Genomic DNA, 17543 nt, shown 5'->3' on the forward strand with positions numbered 1-17543 from the left:
TCTTACCGTGCAGCATAGGCCTAGTGCTGCGGGTTTGACCAGTTTGCCGCGCCGCTTGTGCAATTGCACCACCAATTCGCGGCATCACGGTGAATTGTGAGGTCATCGCATTTGCCCACCTTGGAACCGCCAGCAAACACGCTATATTCAGTCTGTTATTTTAGGTGGTCCCACATGTTCAAACGTAGCCTCATCCTCGCCTCGCTGGCCTTTGCCACGCCGGCCCTGGCCGATCCGCCGTCGATTGTGAATGTCACGGTTGTGCAGCTTGGTGACCTTTGGAAGTTTGACGTAACCGTCCGCCATAATGACAGCGGTTGGGAGCATTATGCAGATGCTTGGCGTGTCCTTGGTCCTGATGGGGAACCGTTGGGCACGCGCAATCTGGCGCACCCCCATATCGAAGAGCAGCCGTTCACCCGCTCGCTATCCGGCGTGCGCATTCCCGACGGGGTAACCGAGGTGAGCATTCAGGCGCGCGATAGTCTGGATGGTTGGTCTTCGGATGTTGTCACGGTTCCGCTGCCCTAATCCATGCCGGGGTCACACCCGGTGGTAGGGTCCGCCCGATAGGATTGCCGCGGCACGGTAGAGCTGTTCAGCCAGCATGACCCGCACCAGCATATGCGGCCAGACCATCTTACCGAAAGACAGCGCATGATCCGCTTGAGCGCGCAGGCTGGGGTCAATGCCATCCGCCCCGCCGATAACAAAGGCCAAATCCCCACGTCCGGCATCACGCCATGTGCCAAGCCGTTCGGCAAAAGCAGGGGAGGTTTCGACTTTGCCGCGCTCATCCAACACGCAGATCACCGCACCTTGCGGGATCGCGCGCTGTAACAGGACAGCTTCGGCAGCCATGCCGCCGCCCTTTTTGTCTTCCATCTCAACCACGCGCGCAGGGCCAAGGCCCAGACCGCGCCCGGTCCGGTCGAACCGGGTGAGATAGTCATCGACAAGAGATTTTTCGGGACCGGCGCGAAGCCGGCCCATGGCGCAGATATGTACCCGCATGGCTTAGTCCCGCGAAAGCAGGATCAGTGCGGCATGACCGCAGCCGCGTCTTCGCCGCCCAGCCACATCTTTTCGAGTTGGTAGAACTCGCGGACTTCGGGGCGGAAAACATGCACGACAACGTCGCCTGTGTCGATCAAGACCCAGTCGCCGGTTTCGCGGCCTTCCATTTTGGACGTACGTCCGGTGGCGTCTTTGACGGCCTGTGCCAGCTTTTCCGCGATCGCCGAAACCTGCCGCGTGGAGCGGCCCGAGCAGATCACCATATAGTCGCCGATGGCCGTTTTGCCGCGCAGATCAATCTGCACGATGTCTTCGGCCTTGTCGTCATTCAGCGAGGAAAGGATAAGCGCCAGCAGGTCGTCGCTGGTTGCGATTTGCGAGGCGGCAGTCATTGCGGCCCCATGGTCAGCAGCCTGCGCTGCGTCAACGTTAAGAGACAGGACATTGTCCTCCTTCGTAATGCACCGCCAATGCTAAACGCTTGCCCCGGTGCCGAGCAGCCCCAATTTAGCGACCCAAGAGGCATTTTTCAATGGATCGCGTGTTTCCAGCGTTAACCGTGGCGCAAATCCCCGCTTAGTCGGGCATATCCCGCGCGGCCGAGGCACGCGAAAGGGCCAACTGACTGTCTTCGATGACTTTCACCTCGCGCTGCGGGAATGGGATGGAAATGTCGTTTTTTTTGAACGCATCCCAAAGCGCCAGATAGACATTGCCGCGAATGTTGGTCAGCCCGCCGGTCGGATCCTTGATCCAGAAGCGCAGAATGTAATCCACCGACGAATCGCCAAACCCGACGATATGGCAAACAGGCGCTTTGTAGCTCAGCACCCGATCAACCCCCTTGGCCGCATCAACCGCCAGTTTACGCACCACATGCGGATCGTCGGAATAGGCCGTGCCGAAATAGATATCGAGCCGGACGAAATCGTTGGAGTGGGACCAGTTCACCACCTGCCCGGTGATGAGGTCTTCGTTCGGGATCAGGTATTCTTTGCCGTCCCGCGTCACCACAGACGCATAGCGCGCGCCGAGCGTCTGGATCCAGCCGAAGGTCTCGCCCAGACTGATCACGTCGCCGGGCTTGATCGACTTATCCAGCAGAATGATCACGCCCGAGACGAGGTTCGACACCACCTTTTGCAGACCAAAACCAAGACCCACACCGATCGCACCCGACAGTACCGCAAGCCCGGTAAGGTCGATCCCCACGGCCCGCACGCCGATGAAGAACGCCAAACCATAGAGCAGGATCTGCACGCCCTTCACGGCCAGCACCTGCATAGAGGGGCTGATGTCTTCGTTCTTCCGGATCGTCGCGGCAGTGGTCGTGCTGACAAGTCGCGCCATGGTTAGCAGCGCGCCGACCACGACGAGCGCAGTCAACACGGTCATCACCGACAGGCGAAACTCTCCGATGGTCAGCGCAACGCCATCCAGAAACACCGCCACATCGTCTGCGACATTCAGCATGTAGAACGTGGCGTATATCCACAGACCCCATGTCACCATACGCCGCAGTGGGCGATTGCGCACCAGCCGCGCGGCAAAGGCGATGCCGACATAGATCGCCGCCAAGGTCGCCGCTAATCCGATGAGATAAGACCGCGACGGCCAAGTGACGTTCTGCATCACCTGATACAAAAGCCCCGCCAGCACCGCGAACCACATCAGCCCTAGCCGTCGCTTGACCTGAACCACGACCCGAAGCTGCCATTTAGACCACCCCTCACGAGAACGGACCCAGTTTTGCAGCATCACTCCGGTGACCCGATGCAAAATCCACGCCAAAGCCACCAGAGCCACCAAGATCAGGATCTGGTTCTGACGCCAGCCGGGGCTAAGGACACTTTCCCCGAAGCCAAGCACCCCATCGAACAATGCCTGTAGCGAAAGAAGGAAGTTCGAAAACGGGTGAGATTCAGGGATCATGTACGACCTTCGCAGCTAAGGAAGATCACGGTTGCACAGCCTCCCCTTCAGAGCAAGAACCGCAGCGCCGCCTGACCCGTTCGACACCCCACGATGCCACCTTGCGAGACTCGCCAAGGCTCTATATCCAGGGCCCCATGATACTGGTGTTTGACCTTTGCGACCGTGCGCGACTGCGCGAACGCTTTTTTGGCGCAACGCATAGCGTTCTTGCTCGGGCTTAAGCCGACCTTTAGCCACACCCTTAGCCATTCCAAACCACGGGAGAGGACCATCATGTCCCCCAAGACGCTTTACGATAAAATCTGGGACGCCCATGTCGTCCACGAAGCCGATGACGGCACCTGTTTGCTCTATATCGACCGTCATCTGGTCCACGAAGTGACCAGCCCGCAGGCCTTTGAAGGGCTGCGCATGTCGGGCCGCACCGTCCGCGCGCCAGACAAAACCATCGCTGTGCCAGACCACAACGTGCCGACGACCGAAGGCCGCGAAGACCCCGAGGCGATGACCGAGGACAGCCGCATTCAGGTTTCCGCGCTGGACACGAACGCCCGCGAGTTCGGCGTGCATTACTACCCGGTGTCGGACATCCGTCAGGGTATCGTGCATATCGTCGGCCCCGAACAGGGTTGGACCCTGCCCGGCATGACCGTCGTCTGCGGCGACAGCCACACCGCGACCCACGGCGCTTTTGGCGCACTGGCACATGGCATCGGCACATCCGAGGTCGAGCACGTCCTTGCCACCCAGACGCTGATCCAGCGCAAGGGCAAGAACATGAAGGTCGAAGTCACTGGCAAGCTGCGCCCCGGCGTCACGGCCAAAGACATCACCCTGTCGGTCATCGGCGCCACCGGAACGGCGGGCGGCACCGGCTATGTCATCGAATATTGCGGCGAAGCGATCCGCGATCTGTCGATGGAAGGCCGCATGACCGTCTGCAACATGGCGATCGAAGGCGGCGCGCGTGCAGGCCTTATCGCACCTGACGAAAAGACCTTTGAGTATTGCAAAGGCCGCCCCCACGCTCCGAAAGGCGCACAATGGGAAGCGGCGATGGACTGGTGGAAAACGCTCTACTCCGACGACGACGCGCATTTCGACAAGGTCGTCACGCTGAAGGGCGAAGACATCGCACCAGTTGTCACATGGGGCACCTCGCCCGAAGACGTGCTGCCGATCACGTCCGTGGTCCCTGCGCCCGAAGATTTCAAAGGCGGCAAGGTCGACGCGGTGAAACGCGCGCTTGAGTATATGGACCTGACACCCGGCCAGAAACTCACCGACATTCAGATCGACACGGTATTCATCGGCTCCTGCACCAACGGCCGCATCGAAGACCTGCGCGCCGCTGCTGCGGTGCTGAAGGGCAAGAAGATCAAGGACGGTCTGCGTGCGATGGTCGTGCCGGGCTCAGGCCTTGTGCGCGCTCAGGCCGAGGAAGAAGGGCTGGCGGATATCTTCCGCGAGGCCGGTTTTGAATGGCGCCTCGCTGGTTGTTCGATGTGCTTGGCGATGAACCCCGACCAGCTCGCCCCCGGTGAACGCTGTGCGGCCACGTCAAACCGCAACTTCGAGGGGCGTCAGGGCTATAAAGGGCGGACACACCTCGTATCGCCCGGCATGGCTGCCGCCGCTGCCCTCACTGGCCATCTGACCGACGTGCGCGAATTGGCGTGACGGGGCGGGGCGGGCATACTTCCAGCGTTGCGTGGGGCTTAATCGGCCTTGCGCAACTCGCTGCCAGACTTCAGCACTTCGCTGCCGTCGTCCTGTTCGATCTTATAGGCCGGTTCGTCATCAGTTGCTTTGCGGGTCACCTCGCTGCCTTGCAGCTTCAGCGTGATCTTCTGCGTGTATTTCTTGACGATCTTGCCGGTCCCGGTGCCATTGCCCCAGTCCCATTCCACCTTCGTGCCTTCTCGATACGACATACTCTGAACTCCTAATGACCCAATTGCGATAAACGCGCGCAGCGCTGCCGCGGTTCCCGCATGACCCAAAGGACACCCCTATGGAAAAGTTTACAGAAATCACCGGCACCGCGGCCCCCATGCCGTTGGTGAACATCGACACCGACATGATCATCCCCAAAGTCTTTCTCAAAACGATCAAGCGCTCTGGCCTTGGCGTGAACCTGTTCGACGAAATGCGCTATGACCGCGAAGGCAACGAGATTCCCGATTTCGTGCTGAACCAGCCACAGTACCGCGATGCGCAGATCCTCGTGGCGGGCGACAACTTCGGCTGCGGCTCCTCGCGCGAACATGCGCCCTGGGCGATCAAAGATTTCGGCATCCGCTGCGTCATCGCGCCCAGCTTTGCCGATATCTTTCACAACAACTGCTTCAAGAACGGCATCCTGCCCATCGCCTTGCCGCAAGAACAGGTCGATGTGCTGATGAGGGATGCGGAAAAAGGCTCCAACGCGCGGATGACCATCGATCTCGAAGGTCAGACCGTAACGACCTCCGACGGTGAGAAATTTCCCTTCGAAGTAGACGCCTTTAAAAAGCATTGCCTGCTCAACGGCTTGGACGACATCGGCCTGACGCTTGAGAAGGGCACGGCGATCGATACCTATGAGGATTCGCTCAACCAGAGCCGTCCTTGGGTTTAATCGTTCACTTCTAAACTCAACTTGTGGGCGTAATTCGAGCGCCCACAAGATGTTGCGGCCCGCCATCAATCCGCCATGGAATTGATGCAAGAACGCACCACCCCTTCCCTCAAAATACCTCAGTATTCTGCTCTTCTTCACGCGAAGCCTTGAGGCGTCCGCAGAAAGAAGGCAAAAATTGGACAAGAATGAGGCAAGCCCCAGCAATCGGGGCCATCAAGTTGGGACAAGCACGCGGCAATGTATCGCGTCTGGCCAGTTTGGAAGGGCAGAGCAGTGATCGGACGTATGACAGGCGCGGCAACGCGTGGCCTATTGGTGGCGCTATTGATAGCCACACCTGCGCTCCTTTTGCCGGGCGCCGATGCGGAATCGAGCCAGATCACCCTGCTCCTCGCCATCGTCGCGGCGATCCTGACCTTTATGGAATACAACTCCCGCCAGCCCAGCATCGTCGAATTTCGCGATGCGCCGCCTTTCAATCGGCTGCGCTTCATGAGCTTAATCTTTACCATCGTCGTTCTATCTCTGATTGCGCGGGGCCAAGCTTCCCCGACCGTGCTCACCAGCACACTAACATCGCTCGGCACAATCTTGGGCAATGCGCTCGACTTCCCCTATTCTCCGGTGCGGCTGGTGGTGCTGATGATGCCCAGCGACGCGCCGTATGAAGCCGTCAACCTGATCCGCACAGCGGCGGGGCTGGCGTATCTTGTCTCGCTCATCGCACTGACGACCTTTGTGGTGCTGGTGCGCGTCATGGGCTGGCCCGCGCGCCAAGGCGCTTTCAACGTTTGGGTAAACCTGCCGCTCTTTGATCCAACCGCCGGAGGCGACGTGCTCTACCGCCTGCAACGCGACGCGCGGATCAACATCGCGCTTGGCTTTCTGTTGCCCTTCATCATCCCTGCAGTGGTCAAAGCCACCGCCGATCTGTTAGATCCAATCTCATTAAGCAATCCGCAAACCATGATCTGGACAATAAGCGCATGGGCTTTCCTTCCGGCCAGTATGATCATGCGGGGCATCGCCATGGGGCGCGTGGCCGAGATGATTCACGACAAACGCCGCCGCGCCTACGCCGAAGCGCATATGCAGGCCGCCTGATCCGCTTGCTGCTGCCAGCGCTGGTGCTGCTGCCAAATTTCGCGCAAGCCGAACCGCTGCGCATCGCCACCTTCAACACCGAATTATCGCGCAAAGGGCCGGGCATTCTGCTGCGGGATATCCTGCGCGGCGATGACCCAAGCATCGCTTCGGTCGTGCAAGCCATCACCGCCGCCAATCCCGACATCATCGTGCTGCAAGGCATCGACTACGATCTCGAACTCAGCGCCCTTAATGCCCTCGCCGATGCCCACACCGCCGCAGGCGCGCCCTACCCCCACCGCTTTGCCGCACCCCCCAACGCAGGCCGCCAAAGCGATGTAGATCTGAACGGTGACGGCAAGCTCGGTGGCCCGCGCGACGCCCAAGGCTATGGCCGTTTCTTTGGCCAAGGCGCCATGGCGATCCTCTCGCGCTATCCGATCCAAACAAAAAACCTACAGAACTTCAGCACCCTCATTTGGCGCGACCTCCCCGGCTCGCTCTACCCAATGATCGACGGCAAGCCCTTTGCCGGAGTCGAGGCCCACGCCACACAACGCCTCTCTTCCAACGGCCATTGGTCGCTCCCCATTCAATCACCGAACGGCCCCATCACCCTGCTGACCTACCATGCCACCCCGCCTGTCTTCGACGGCCCCGAAGACCGCAATGGCCGCCGCAACCACGACGAAACCACCTTCTGGGTCCACCACCTTGCCGGAAGCATCGGCACCCCGCCTACACATCCCTTCATCCTACTGGGCGATGCCAACCTCGACCCGATCCGCGGTGACGGGCGCGGCGAGGCCATTGCCGCCCTGCTGGCCCACCCATCCATACAAGACCCGCTGCCCGAACACCCCACAGTCAACTGGTCGCAAACCGGCCCGATGCGCGTCGACTACATCCTGCCCTCCCGAGACTGGAAAGTGGTCGACGCAGGCCTGATCTGGCCCAAGGGCGACGACGCCAGCCGCCATGCGCTGGTCTGGGTCGATCTCACCCGCTAGCGCACCCCTATCTTGACCCTTCGGAACCCGCAGGCTACCCCGTTTGCAACGGTATTTTCAGGAGTTTCCCATGGCCAACCCATCCTTGCTCATCCTCCCCGGCGACGGCATCGGCCCCGAGGTCATGGCGCAGGTCACGCGCATCATCGACTGGTTCGGCGAAAAGCGCGATCTGGCCTTCGATGTAGAGCATGATCTGGTCGGCGGTGCGGCCTATGACAAACACGGCACACCCCTGCACGATGACACAATGGCCCGCGCGCTCGAAGTCGATGCGGTGCTCTTGGGCGCCGTCGGCGGCCCGAAATACGACGATCTCGATTTCTCCGTGAAACCCGAGCGCGGCCTCTTGCGCCTGCGCAAAGAGATGGACCTCTTCTCCAACCTGCGCCCGGCACAATGCTTTGACGCGCTGGCCGATTTCTCCTCGCTGAAAAAAGACATCGTCGCCGGGCTCGACATCATGATCGTCCGCGAACTGACCTCTGGCGTTTACTTCGGCGAACCCCGCGGCATTTTTGAGGAAGGCAACGAACGCGTCGGCATCAACACACAGCGCTACACCGAAAGCGAGATCGAGCGCGTCGCCCGCTCCGCCTTTGAACTCGCCCGCCGCCGCAGCAGCAAAGTCTGCTCGATGGAAAAAGCCAACGTCATGGAAAGCGGCATCCTGTGGCGCGAAGTCACGCAGCGCGTCCGTGATGCCGAATACCCCGACATCGAACTTAGCCATATGTACGCCGACAATGGCGCGATGCAGCTGGTCCGCGCGCCCAAACAGTTCGACGTGATCGTCACCGACAACCTCTTTGGCGATATCCTCAGCGATTGTGCCGCTATGCTCACGGGCAGCCTCGGCATGCTGCCCTCCGCAAGCCTCGGCGCCCCCAATGCCGATGGCCGCCCCAAAGCCCTCTACGAGCCCGTTCACGGCTCCGCGCCCGACATCGCGGGCCAAGGCAAAGCCAACCCAATCGCGTGCATCCTCAGCTTCGCCATGGCGCTGCGCTATTCTTTCGACCAAGGCGAAGAAGCCGCCCGTCTGGAAAAGGCTGTTGAGACAGCCCTCGCCGATGGTGCCCGCACCCCAGACCTGATGGGCCCCGAAGACGGCACCCCCATCACCACCAAAGAAATGGGCGACGCGATCCTCAAAGCGCTCGACGCGAGCCTTTAACAAAGGCGGCGGGGTTTTTATGCCCCGCCCCACTCCCCTTCATCCTTTCTTAAATACCCGCGGGGAAGCAGCCAGAGGCTGCTGGGGCAGCGCCCCATCTTCGCCCCGCTTCCCCCAGCATATTGCCAAATCCATCTAGTTGAACAATTGCCAATTCCGCGAAGCTCAGCTATGCGCCGCCCATCGGTCGGGCTGTAGCGCAGCCTGGTAGCGCACCTGCTTCGGGAGCAGGGGGTCGGAGGTTCGAATCCTCTCAGCCCGACCAGATACCCCCCTGATCGCACGCTACACCTGCGCCCCAAATCACCCCGGAACTGCTTAGCCGTAGACCTTGATCAGCATCCAGGTCCCCATGACAACCATCATGACATTCTCGGTAAGCGAGACAAACCCCAGCGGCACATTGCTCGACCCGCCGACACAGGCACACTTAAGCTCGCGCTTGTCGATATAGACCGCTTTGATCACCGACACCGCGCCGATCCCGCCGATAACAAGTGCGACAGGGGCCGACAGCCACGTCAGCGCGCCTGCAGTCATCAAGATACCTGCCAAAGCCTCGCCAAATGGATAGACCTTTCCATAGGGCACCCAACGCTGCGCCAGCAGGTCATAGTTTAAAAACATTGTCGAAAAACTCTCGATGTCCTGCAGCTTTTGCACAGCAAGGAAACACATCGAGATCGAGATGAACCATTCAAACGCGCGCAGCGTAAGGATGTTTCCGAAGGCGTACCAAGACAAGCCCAGAGCCATAAGGAAAGCCACACCGAAGATCGCGATTACGGGCTGATAGCTTGTGTCTGATTGCTCATCTTTGGGTTTATCCAAGTCAAAGTGTACGCGAAGATCATCGTACCCGCCGATCCGCTCACCGTCGATAAAGGTCTGCGGTGTGGTTTCGACCCCTTCTTTCGCCATGAAGGCATCTGTCTGCTCACGGGTGGTGAGGTGATTGTCATCGACGTTATAGCCCTGCCGTTCTAGCAGGTCTTTCGATTTCAATCCGTAGGGGCAGAGGTGCTGTTCCATCACCATACGGTACAGGGTTGCGGTCTTGCCATGTCCATCGGCCATCATATTCTCCAATTCTCGCGTTCGGGGTAGCGCTCTTGGAGAAGAAACAGGTTTCCAGCGCGGGAGAGTTCCGTAAATCGCGAAATTAGTCCCACAGGAGAACAGATTGCCTAGAGATCGTGCGCAACGACAGGCGCGGCTGTCACAACCAATCTCAAGCAGTGTCGCCCAAATGGCCGGATGGGATCGTGACCGTCCAAGTCAGTGTATCTTCGCTGGTTTCAGTCGTTGCGGCCCCGTCGACCATGGCAGGCGCCAGCACCGAAAGAACTTTACTGCCAAAGCCTGACGCTTTGTTAAGGGAAGGATCAAGTGTGATCCCCGTTTCCCGCCATTGAAAGCGCAATCCACCCGTTTCTTCGCGCGACCAGCGACATTCGATATGTCCGCGTCCATCGCTCATGACACCGTATTTGGTGGAATTGGTCGCAAGCTCGTGCAGCGCCATACCGATCAGCTGCAAAGCCTGCGGGCCCAGTGAAACTGAAGGGCCAGCTACATGAACCACTTCGCCCTGCCCGAACGAGAAGGGATCCAACTGAGCCCGGACCAGTTGTTTAAGATCGACAGACGACCACCCCCCATCGACCAGCAAATCGGTCGAACGGGCCAGCGCCTGAATGCGGTCACCGAAGGACTTGTTGAACTCTATCATCGACGTGGCGGAATTGGCAGTTTGGCGCTGCATCGCCGTGACCAAAGACAGCATGTTCTTTGCGCGGTGAATGACCTCCCGAGACACCAGGTCGCGCACCTCCTCGGCCTTGCGTGTGGCTGTCACATCATGGTGAATGTTAGAGATTGAGACGATGTCCCCCGACAGCGTTCTGATAGGCGTACAGGCAACGGTCACGTAACGCTTCGTGCCATCTTTGGCGACGCGTACCGCATCGAACTGACGCAGATTGCCCGCTATGATCTGATCCCGGTACTCAAAAACGCTCGTTGACCAATCCGCCGGATAGAGTAATTCAACGGACTGGCCCAAAGCCTCTTGCTCAGTATAGCCGTAAAGATGCTCAGCGGCCGGGTTCCAGCTGATGATGCGGCCATCCAGATCATAGGTCAGGATCGCTTCGCCCGTGGTGGCGACCAGTGCTGCGAATGTCTCGGCCTGCACATGGGCCCGTTCAATATCGTCATGGGCCATGCGCCGTGTTGTCACGTTGCGGTGCTGAAGCAGCAAGCAAGGCGCGCCCTGTATCGTCATCCGGTTGGCATTCAGTTGAAACCAGCGCCGCACGCCCGGCCCATCGCAGGGATATTCCCCCTCATAGGAAGCACCTGTTTTCAAAGCTTTTTTAAGTCCGTCCAAGACGGCTTCGGCCTGTACCACAGTATCCATTACCGCCGCAGTGCAGATGTCGAAATAATTGGCCCCCACGTAATGCGACCCACTGTCACCGTCGTTTTCTTCGCAAAAGAGTTTCCATGCTGTATTGACGGCCACAATTCTGCCTGTGGCGTCAAGAATGACCACTTCGTCGGTCATCGCCTCAATCAGTTCGAAATGGCTGGCGTCGAGCGTTACGCTCTGAGGGCTTATCAACATATCAACACAATAGCGCAGTTCCGAGACCTGCAAAAGTTAACTTAGGTTTAATTGTTAAAGGCCCATTCGTCGTTTGAGGGGGTACTGTCGGCACTTTCCGCGCCATGGCTGCGATCCCGTAGTCGGTCCTTGCCGGTTGCCCGAATGCACGATCGCACAGCTCTCCCGTACCGCCATCCAAAATCGGTCATGGCGCGACTGAGCTGCGGCAGCTCGTTTATCTTAGATCAGCGGACTAAACTCCCTTCCTGCCCAGCACTTCCCACAAAACCGTGTGGTTTTAGTCACAATTTCTTTAGCAAGTGCCTTCTTCCTTGAACCTACAGCGGGGACAGGCCGTTAGTCTTTCATACACGCAGATGCTTCTGCCTTTTGGCAGCGACGCAATTACGGAGCGAATACATGCTGACACGACGACATTTCATCCAGACAACCACCGCGCTGTTTTCCAGTGCCATCGCCACGCCCCTAATGGCGCGCACCCGTCCAACAGGTGCCGAAAAGGCTTCTTGGGACGCGCAGGTCACTCCCGCGGGTTTTGATCCGGCCACAAGCAATCCGTGGGGCGTGCATCCGCGCTTTTTGCCGCAGCGTGTTGTCGCAAACGACAGCCTGCGCGTTGGAGATGTGCATGTGGATGCCGTCGCCCGCTATGTCTACCACATCGAAGAGGGTGGCACCGCGATGCGCTATGGTGTCGCGATTGCGCGTGGGAACCTCTATGAGCCGGGCACTTATACCATCAAACGCAAGGTGGAATGGCCGCATTGGACGCCCACCCAGAATATGATCAAGCGCGACCCCGAGCTTTATGCCGGCCTTCAAGACGGTGTTGACCCCGGTCCAGAAAACCCGCTCGGCTCACGCGCGCTCTATCTATTCCAAGGCAACCGCGATACATATCTGCGCATTCATGGCACGCCTGAGCCGCGCAGCATCGGCGGCCGAGCAAGCTCGGGCTGTGTTCGGATGATCATGGCGCATATCAATCAGCTTTACCCGAATGTTCGGACCGGCTCGACGGCCTATCTCTATTCGGCAGAAGAAAGCGTTGTCGCACGTAGCTAAACTGCGACGAAAGACGGGGACCGCCTTACAGCGGTCCCCTTTAATTTTTTAGGCTTGGCTTCTGGTGCAGATCGGATTGCCGCCCACCGCGCGCAGCGGCACGAGTGTCGTCTCAACCGGACCATTATGCTGGTACCAAAAACAACCATCTTCGGGCAACAAACGCGCTGTTGTCAGATCTTGGTTTGGCGCAGCAAGGCGCACCACAGACTCCGGCAGGTTGCCAACCCGAGTAGAGTTGCTCTGCGGCGCTGTTGCGGGTACCGTACATCCGGCGACGGCCAGTAAGGCCGCCCCGATTACAAATGTTCCTGTCTTCATCAAAGTCTCTGCCATTCCTAATTATATCGCGGGCAATCTGACAGACCGGGTGGGGATTTCAAGCGCCAAGGGCGGCTTATATGCTGGTTGAGACATCACGTAAGCCACATTTGTACCGGCAAAAGTGGATGTCTGCGCAAACTTTTTTTGATCTCTTTTCCATCGTCGATGGGCCGGCCTTGCTCCGCGCTCTATGCGGGCTGGACCGACAACCTATCATCCACCGTCTGCGACAAAACCTGCCTTCTCAATCGCTGCAATTGCGCAAGCCTCGTCGTTGTCTGAATTATCTCCCGTAATGCCAACCGATCCCAAAATGACACCATCCTTTTTGACCAGTACACCGCCGGCAACCGGCACCAGTGAGCCGTTCGATAGCGCATTCATTGCCTGGATGAAAAACGGTTCCGCCTTAGCTCTTTCGAAAAGCGCCCGCGATCCCAACCCCATTGCCACTGCTCCCCGCGCTTTGCCTTGCGCAATATCCGGTCTCAAATTGCTGGTTCCGTCTTCCCTTGCAAGCGCCACCAAATAACCACCGCTGTCCAATACAGCGATCGTCAATGGCTTCAGGTCGTTCGATTTGCGCCATTCAAGGCAATTTTTTATGATGGCTTGCGCCTGATCGAGGCTGAGGTTCATGGGATTTTCCTGTCATGTGTACATTGATATGCGGATTGGCAGCGTAGGGTCGCGCATCCATTGGCTATCCTTTCGTGCGCGCCGAGGTCAGCATGATGTAGTGGCCGCAACCACTGCCTGTGACTGTATTAGGGCATCTATTTTTGCGCTGTCGAACCCGAGTTCGGACAAAACTTCTCTTGTGTGCTCTCCCAACAGCGGGGACGCGCGTTCGACGCTGCCGGGGGTTCGACTGAATTTTACCGGCTGCCCCAAGGTTTCAACCCTTCCGGCTGTGGGGTGATCCAATTCAACGATCATGTCGCGCGCGCGCGCCTGTGGATCCGCGTGCATCTGCAGGATGTCGTTGACGGGTCCGGCCGGCAGCGCCGCCTTTTCCATGCGATCCAACCAGGTTTCAGTTGTCTCCTGTGAAAGGTATCCGTTTAAGATTTCGACCAGCGCAGGCAGATTGCGTATGCGATCGGCATTCGACGCGAACCTGGCATCGTCATTTAGCTCCGGTGCGCCGATCACCCTCAGAAACCGCTCCCAGTTGCTCTGATTTGCGGCCCCTACATTTATCCAGCCGTCGCTGGTCTGAAACGCCTGGTACGGTGCGTTAAGGGGATGCGCAGATCCAAGCGGCTCAGGCTTCTTGCCGGTGGCAAAAGCGATTGCGGACTGCCAGTAGGTTTGAACGATCGCTGCCTCGAACAGGGAGGTGTCTACCTTTTGGCCGAGCCCTGTCTGCAACACGTTGGCATAGGCCGCGCTGATTCCCATAGCCGCCAAGATGCCTGCGTTGATATCAGAAATCGGCGCGGCGACCTTGACTGGCGGACGTCCGGGCGCTTCTCCAGTAATTGACATCAGGCCAGCCATGCCTTGCGCAATCAGATCGAAGCCTCCGCGGTCGGCATAGGGGCCAGTGCGACCGAACCCCGAAATCTCACAATAGATCAGACGCGGATTCACTTTTGCCAGCTCTTCGTATGAGAGGCCCAGCTTTTCCATAGTGCCTTTACGGTAGTTCTCTATTACCACGTTGGCTTCGGCCAGTAGTCGACGTAAGACCTCAAGCGCTTCGGGATCTTTGAGATTGAGGGCGATGCCGCGTTTGTTGCGATTCATCATCATGTAAGCGGCCGCTTCGCCTCCGATTTCCGGAGGTACAAACCTTCGGCTGTCGTCCCCAGTCGGTTTTTCGACCTTGATCACGTCGGCGCCCATATCGGCCAGCATCATGCCGCATACCGGCCCTGCCATGATATGCGCCAGCTCGATAACGCGTAGCCCCTTGAGCGGTCCTGATGAGGTGCTCATTTGCCGGTCCACTCAGGTTTGCGCTTGCCCAAGAAAGCCTCAAGGCCGGTGCGGAAATCGTCGCTCATGTAGCACATGGTGATGAGGTCGGAATCGTCAACTTTTGTGGCCGCGCGGGTGCGGCGCATGGCCTCCTTGGTGGCGCGCAAGGTCAGGGGGGCCATCGACCCCACGTGGTCAGCAAGTGCTTTCGCCCGCGCCATCAAGCTGGCCTCGTCGGGCAGGACTTCACTGACAAGCCCGACACGCAGCGCCTCGTCCGCCTCAATCAGGCGCGCCGTGAATATGAGCTCACGAACCCGCCCTGCCCCAATCAGCTCGGACAGTCGCGCAAGGTTGCCCGCTGCGAGGCAATTGCCAAGCGTGCGTGCGATGGGAAAGCCGTATTTAAGGCTGGCCGACGCGATCCGGATGTCACAGGCCGCCGCGATGGAACCGCCACCGCCGGTGCACGCGCCATTGATTGCGGCGATTGTCGGCACAAGACAGCGTTCCACTGCCTCCAGAACGGCATCGATCCGGTTTTCATAATCCAGCGCGTCTTGTGCCGTGTCGAAAGCGCGGAACTGGGTCATATCGGTGCCTGCTGCAAAGGCCTTGCCCCCTGCCCCGGAGATGACCACGGCGCGCACCGTGCCATCGGTTGGCAAGTCCGAGCAAAGGGAGGCGAGGCGTTCGTACATCGCAAAAGTAAGCGCGTTTCGAGCCTCCGGACGCTCAAATGTAATCCAGAGTACCCCATCGCGGAGGTCTTCAGACAGGTCGGGCGTTTCAGAATTCATCGGTAGAAATACTCCACAAGGAACATTGGGACCGCAGGGACATAGGTGCAGATCATCAGGACCGCCAAGAGCACACCGACGAACCAGATGTTGACCTTGGACACTTCCCAGATGTTTGCGCGGGCCACCGAACAGGCGGTGATTAGCACAGATGCCACTGGCGGTGTCTGTTGGCCGATGGCGAGGTTAAGGGTCACGACCAGCCCGAAATGCACCGGGTCGATCCCCGCAGCCGTAATCAGCGGTATGACAATTGGAATGACGAGGATAATCGCAGCAGCGGAGTGCAAAAAGAAGCCGATAATCAAGAAGAAGAAATTCAGGATCAGCAGGATCGCCCATTGCTGGGTTGTCACCGAAAGGATGCTTTCGGCAAGTTGCTGCGGTATCTGCGCGCGGGTCAGGAAGCCCCCCATGAGTACCGAAGCCGCAACCAAAAGCATCACGACTGCCGTTTGCATGCCACCGTCCAACATAGCGCGGCGCAGATGGCGGATGTTGAGATTGCCATACCAAGCCGACACGGCGAGCGAAGCGATGACAGCCAGCCCCGCGGCTTCGGTCGCAGTGACAAAGCCGCCAAAGATACCGCCGAGGATGATCACTGGCAGCGTAAACGCCGGCAAAGCGTCCATAAAGGTTTCGCGCAGGCGCGCCATTTTGAACGCGTCTTCGGTTGGAAAGTTGTAGCGCTTTGCGAAAACATAAGCGACGAACATCAAACCGCCGGCACCCAGCAGGCCCGGCACCAGTCCGGCAACGAAGAGCTGTTCTACAGAGGTGTTCGCAGAGGCCGCGTAAAGGATCATCGGGATCGACGGGGGAATAATGATGGCAAGCGAGGCAGAAGAAGACGTAACGGCGGCCGAGAATTCCTTGCTGTAGCCGCGCTTTTTCATCTGCGGGATCAGGATCGAACCCATCGCCGCAACGTCTGCGACAGCCGAGCCGGAAATCTCCGCGAAAAACAGCGACACACCGATGTTGACCATTGCCAGCCCGCCGCGGATAAAACCAATGATCGCAGATACGAAGTTGATCAGCCGGTCGGTGATGCCACCGGCGTTCATGATTGCACCAGCAAGGACAAACATCGGGATCGCGATCAGCGAAAACTTCGTCGATCCGTCGTACATGTCGAGCGCGATCGTCACCAGACTACCCGACCCTTCGGTGGCAAGCAGGCCAAGCACGCCGCACATGGCAAGCGCGACCGCAATCGGAATATTGATGCAGATCATCAGCAGCATCGCCAAGAAAATGGCACCCATTAGCATCAGACGCGATCCTTGTTCTTTTCAAGTTCGGTTTCGACTTCTTCCTCGATTTCTGCGTGTTCGAGCGAAATCCCGTCAGAAGTCAGCTTGAGATAGGCAGGCAGGCTGAGCAGCTGTCCCAGCATGAAGAGGATGGCACCGATCGGGATGACCGACTGCGTGAATTGAACCGGCACCCACCGGAGCGAGACCAGCGTGTCACCCGCCAGCACCTCAAGCACCTGAAATCCCGCGCGCGCCATCAGGAAAAAGAACGTCAGCACGATCACTTCGCCCGCCAGAAGCGCCGCGATCCGCAGGCCCTGCGGCAGCGCAAGCAGCACTGTATCAAAACCGATATGGCGCCGGTGTAGGGCGGCAAGTGCACTGCCGTAGTAGGTGATCCATGCCAACATGATGGCCGCGATCTCGTCATACCAAGAGAAACTTTCGCCCATTAGCCGGGCGATCACGGCTACACTGACGACCACGGTCAGCAGTATCATCAACCCGATGGTAATCCATTCGAGGAGCTGGCTGACCAGCCGATTGAAGCGCGACAACACGGGGTAGGATAAATGTTCCATTTGGCCGGACCTGTTGGCATCATCCCGACAGAGCACACGCAGGGCGCGCGCCAAGGCGGTGGATGAGCATTGAGAAAAGTAAGATCGGGCGACAGGAAAGACCCG

Annotated in this window: 19 protein-coding genes and 1 tRNA gene; 8 read left to right on the plus strand and 12 right to left on the minus strand. The window is 58.7% G+C overall.

Features of this window, described 5'->3' with window-relative positions; genetic code table 11:
- The first annotated feature begins 174 nt into the window (after positions 1-174).
- Positions 175-531 (plus strand): hypothetical protein, encoded by a 357-nt coding sequence (locus WNY61_RS00090; protein ID WP_342849420.1) that lies wholly within the window; start codon positions 175-177, stop codon positions 529-531.
- Between the two features lie 12 nt (positions 532-543).
- Here WNY61_RS00090 and rlmH read toward each other — a convergent pair whose 3' ends face one another.
- The 3 genes from rlmH to WNY61_RS00105 form a co-directional block, all read right to left on the minus strand.
- On the minus strand, positions 544-1014 hold the full coding sequence (gene rlmH, locus WNY61_RS00095) for a 23S rRNA (pseudouridine(1915)-N(3))-methyltransferase RlmH (protein ID WP_243262044.1): 471 nt from the start codon (positions 1012-1014) through the stop codon (positions 544-546).
- Between the two features lie 23 nt (positions 1015-1037).
- A complete protein-coding gene (gene rsfS, locus WNY61_RS00100; protein ID WP_342849423.1) occupies positions 1038-1409 on the minus strand; it encodes a ribosome silencing factor in 372 nt (123 codons plus the stop codon).
- A gap of 184 nt (positions 1410-1593) precedes the next feature.
- Positions 1594-2949, minus strand: coding sequence for a mechanosensitive ion channel domain-containing protein (locus WNY61_RS00105; RefSeq protein WP_342849424.1), 1356 nt, complete (start codon positions 2947-2949; stop codon positions 1594-1596).
- A gap of 276 nt (positions 2950-3225) precedes the next feature.
- Here WNY61_RS00105 and leuC point away from each other — a divergent pair, with 276 nt between their 5' ends.
- Positions 3226-4632: a 3-isopropylmalate dehydratase large subunit gene (leuC, locus tag WNY61_RS00110; protein WP_342849425.1), complete on the plus strand. Its 1407-nt coding sequence runs from the start codon at positions 3226-3228 to the stop codon at positions 4630-4632.
- A 38-nt stretch (positions 4633-4670) separates the two neighbouring features.
- On the opposite strand, the gene WNY61_RS00115 is transcribed toward leuC, so the two are convergent.
- A complete protein-coding gene (locus tag WNY61_RS00115) occupies positions 4671-4886 on the minus strand; it encodes a DUF2945 domain-containing protein (protein ID WP_342849426.1) in 216 nt (71 codons plus the stop codon).
- An 80-nt stretch (positions 4887-4966) separates the two neighbouring features.
- On the opposite strand from WNY61_RS00115, the gene leuD reads away from it, so the two are divergent.
- The 5 genes from leuD (at position 4967) to WNY61_RS00140 (ending at position 9113) form a co-directional block, all read left to right on the plus strand.
- Positions 4967-5572 carry a 3-isopropylmalate dehydratase small subunit gene (leuD, locus tag WNY61_RS00120; RefSeq protein WP_342849427.1) on the plus strand — a complete coding sequence of 202 codons (606 nt, stop codon included), beginning with the start codon at positions 4967-4969 and terminating at the stop codon, positions 5570-5572.
- A gap of 276 nt (positions 5573-5848) precedes the next feature.
- Positions 5849-6679: a hypothetical protein gene (locus WNY61_RS00125; protein ID WP_342849428.1), complete on the plus strand. Its 831-nt coding sequence runs from the start codon at positions 5849-5851 to the stop codon at positions 6677-6679.
- Positions 6676-7671 carry an endonuclease/exonuclease/phosphatase family protein gene (locus WNY61_RS00130; RefSeq protein WP_342849976.1) on the plus strand — a complete coding sequence of 332 codons (996 nt, stop codon included), beginning with the start codon at positions 6676-6678 and terminating at the stop codon, positions 7669-7671. Before WNY61_RS00125 ends, WNY61_RS00130 begins: the two co-directional genes overlap by 4 nt.
- Positions 7672-7741: 70 nt before the next feature.
- On the plus strand, positions 7742-8848 hold the full coding sequence (gene leuB / locus WNY61_RS00135; RefSeq protein WP_007118634.1) for a 3-isopropylmalate dehydrogenase: 1107 nt from the start codon (positions 7742-7744) through the stop codon (positions 8846-8848).
- Positions 8849-9036: 188 nt separating this feature from the next.
- A tRNA-Pro gene (locus tag WNY61_RS00140) sits at positions 9037-9113 on the plus strand.
- 53 nt (positions 9114-9166) lie between these two features.
- On the opposite strand, the gene WNY61_RS00145 is transcribed toward WNY61_RS00140, so the two are convergent.
- Together WNY61_RS00145 and WNY61_RS00150 are read right to left on the minus strand one after the other, a co-directional pair.
- On the minus strand, positions 9167-9928 hold the full coding sequence (locus tag WNY61_RS00145) for a glutaredoxin (protein ID WP_342849429.1): 762 nt from the start codon (positions 9926-9928) through the stop codon (positions 9167-9169).
- Positions 9929-10079: 151 nt separating this feature from the next.
- Positions 10080-11477 carry a PAS domain S-box protein gene (locus WNY61_RS00150; protein ID WP_342849430.1) on the minus strand — a complete coding sequence of 466 codons (1398 nt, stop codon included), beginning with the start codon at positions 11475-11477 and terminating at the stop codon, positions 10080-10082.
- Between the two features lie 402 nt (positions 11478-11879).
- On the opposite strand from WNY61_RS00150, the gene WNY61_RS00155 reads away from it, so the two are divergent.
- Positions 11880-12545, plus strand: a complete 666-nt coding sequence (locus WNY61_RS00155) for a L,D-transpeptidase (protein WP_342849431.1) — start codon at positions 11880-11882, stop codon at positions 12543-12545.
- Between the two features lie 48 nt (positions 12546-12593).
- On the opposite strand, the gene WNY61_RS00160 is transcribed toward WNY61_RS00155, so the two are convergent.
- The 6 genes from WNY61_RS00160 to WNY61_RS00185 form a co-directional block, all read right to left on the minus strand.
- Positions 12594-12866, minus strand: a complete 273-nt coding sequence (locus tag WNY61_RS00160) for a hypothetical protein (protein ID WP_342849433.1) — start codon at positions 12864-12866, stop codon at positions 12594-12596.
- 216 nt (positions 12867-13082) lie between these two features.
- A complete protein-coding gene (locus tag WNY61_RS00165; RefSeq protein WP_342849434.1) occupies positions 13083-13508 on the minus strand; it encodes a heme-binding protein in 426 nt (141 codons plus the stop codon).
- A gap of 87 nt (positions 13509-13595) precedes the next feature.
- The gene (locus WNY61_RS00170) at positions 13596-14813 is read right to left on the minus strand and encodes a CoA transferase (protein ID WP_342849435.1); all 1218 of its coding nucleotides are present in this window, start codon (positions 14811-14813) and stop codon (positions 13596-13598) included.
- Positions 14810-15595 (minus strand): enoyl-CoA hydratase/isomerase family protein, encoded by a 786-nt coding sequence (locus tag WNY61_RS00175; RefSeq protein ID WP_342849436.1) that lies wholly within the window; start codon positions 15593-15595, stop codon positions 14810-14812. The genes WNY61_RS00170 and WNY61_RS00175 overlap by 4 nt, the downstream gene beginning before the upstream one ends.
- On the minus strand, positions 15592-16872 hold the full coding sequence (locus WNY61_RS00180; protein ID WP_342849437.1) for a TRAP transporter large permease: 1281 nt from the start codon (positions 16870-16872) through the stop codon (positions 15592-15594). The genes WNY61_RS00175 and WNY61_RS00180 overlap by 4 nt, the downstream gene beginning before the upstream one ends.
- Positions 16872-17438: a TRAP transporter small permease subunit gene (locus WNY61_RS00185; protein WP_342849438.1), complete on the minus strand. Its 567-nt coding sequence runs from the start codon at positions 17436-17438 to the stop codon at positions 16872-16874. The genes WNY61_RS00180 and WNY61_RS00185 overlap by 1 nt, the downstream gene beginning before the upstream one ends.
- Positions 17439-17543: the final 105 nt, after the last annotated feature.

Origin of the sequence: Sulfitobacter sp. AS92, from assembly GCF_038900015.1 — a bacterium.
Taxonomy (GTDB): domain Bacteria; phylum Pseudomonadota; class Alphaproteobacteria; order Rhodobacterales; family Rhodobacteraceae; genus Sulfitobacter.

Excerpts from the sequence above, each read along its gene's own strand:
- WNY61_RS00090 (WP_342849420.1), top strand. The coding sequence starts at position 175 with ATGTTCAAACGTAGCCTCATCCTCGCCTCGCTGGCCTTTGCCACGCCG.
- rlmH (WP_243262044.1), bottom strand. The coding sequence starts at position 1,014 with ATGCGGGTACATATCTGCGCCATGGGCCGGCTTCGCGCCGGTCCCGAA.
- rsfS (WP_342849423.1), bottom strand. The coding sequence starts at position 1,409 with ATGACTGCCGCCTCGCAAATCGCAACCAGCGACGACCTGCTGGCGCTT.
- WNY61_RS00105 (WP_342849424.1), bottom strand. The coding sequence starts at position 2,949 with ATGATCCCTGAATCTCACCCGTTTTCGAACTTCCTTCTTTCGCTACAG.
- leuC (WP_342849425.1), top strand. The coding sequence starts at position 3,226 with ATGTCCCCCAAGACGCTTTACGATAAAATCTGGGACGCCCATGTCGTC.
- WNY61_RS00115 (WP_342849426.1), bottom strand. The coding sequence starts at position 4,886 with ATGTCGTATCGAGAAGGCACGAAGGTGGAATGGGACTGGGGCAATGGC.
- leuD (WP_342849427.1), top strand. The coding sequence starts at position 4,967 with ATGGAAAAGTTTACAGAAATCACCGGCACCGCGGCCCCCATGCCGTTG.
- leuB (WP_007118634.1), top strand. The coding sequence starts at position 7,742 with ATGGCCAACCCATCCTTGCTCATCCTCCCCGGCGACGGCATCGGCCCC.
- WNY61_RS00145 (WP_342849429.1), bottom strand. The coding sequence starts at position 9,928 with ATGATGGCCGATGGACATGGCAAGACCGCAACCCTGTACCGTATGGTG.
- WNY61_RS00150 (WP_342849430.1), bottom strand. The coding sequence starts at position 11,477 with ATGTTGATAAGCCCTCAGAGCGTAACGCTCGACGCCAGCCATTTCGAA.
- WNY61_RS00155 (WP_342849431.1), top strand. The coding sequence starts at position 11,880 with ATGCTGACACGACGACATTTCATCCAGACAACCACCGCGCTGTTTTCC.
- WNY61_RS00160 (WP_342849433.1), bottom strand. The coding sequence starts at position 12,866 with ATGAAGACAGGAACATTTGTAATCGGGGCGGCCTTACTGGCCGTCGCC.
- WNY61_RS00165 (WP_342849434.1), bottom strand. The coding sequence starts at position 13,508 with ATGAACCTCAGCCTCGATCAGGCGCAAGCCATCATAAAAAATTGCCTT.
- WNY61_RS00170 (WP_342849435.1), bottom strand. The coding sequence starts at position 14,813 with ATGAGCACCTCATCAGGACCGCTCAAGGGGCTACGCGTTATCGAGCTG.
- WNY61_RS00175 (WP_342849436.1), bottom strand. The coding sequence starts at position 15,595 with ATGAATTCTGAAACGCCCGACCTGTCTGAAGACCTCCGCGATGGGGTA.
- WNY61_RS00180 (WP_342849437.1), bottom strand. The coding sequence starts at position 16,872 with ATGCTAATGGGTGCCATTTTCTTGGCGATGCTGCTGATGATCTGCATC.
- WNY61_RS00185 (WP_342849438.1), bottom strand. The coding sequence starts at position 17,438 with ATGGAACATTTATCCTACCCCGTGTTGTCGCGCTTCAATCGGCTGGTC.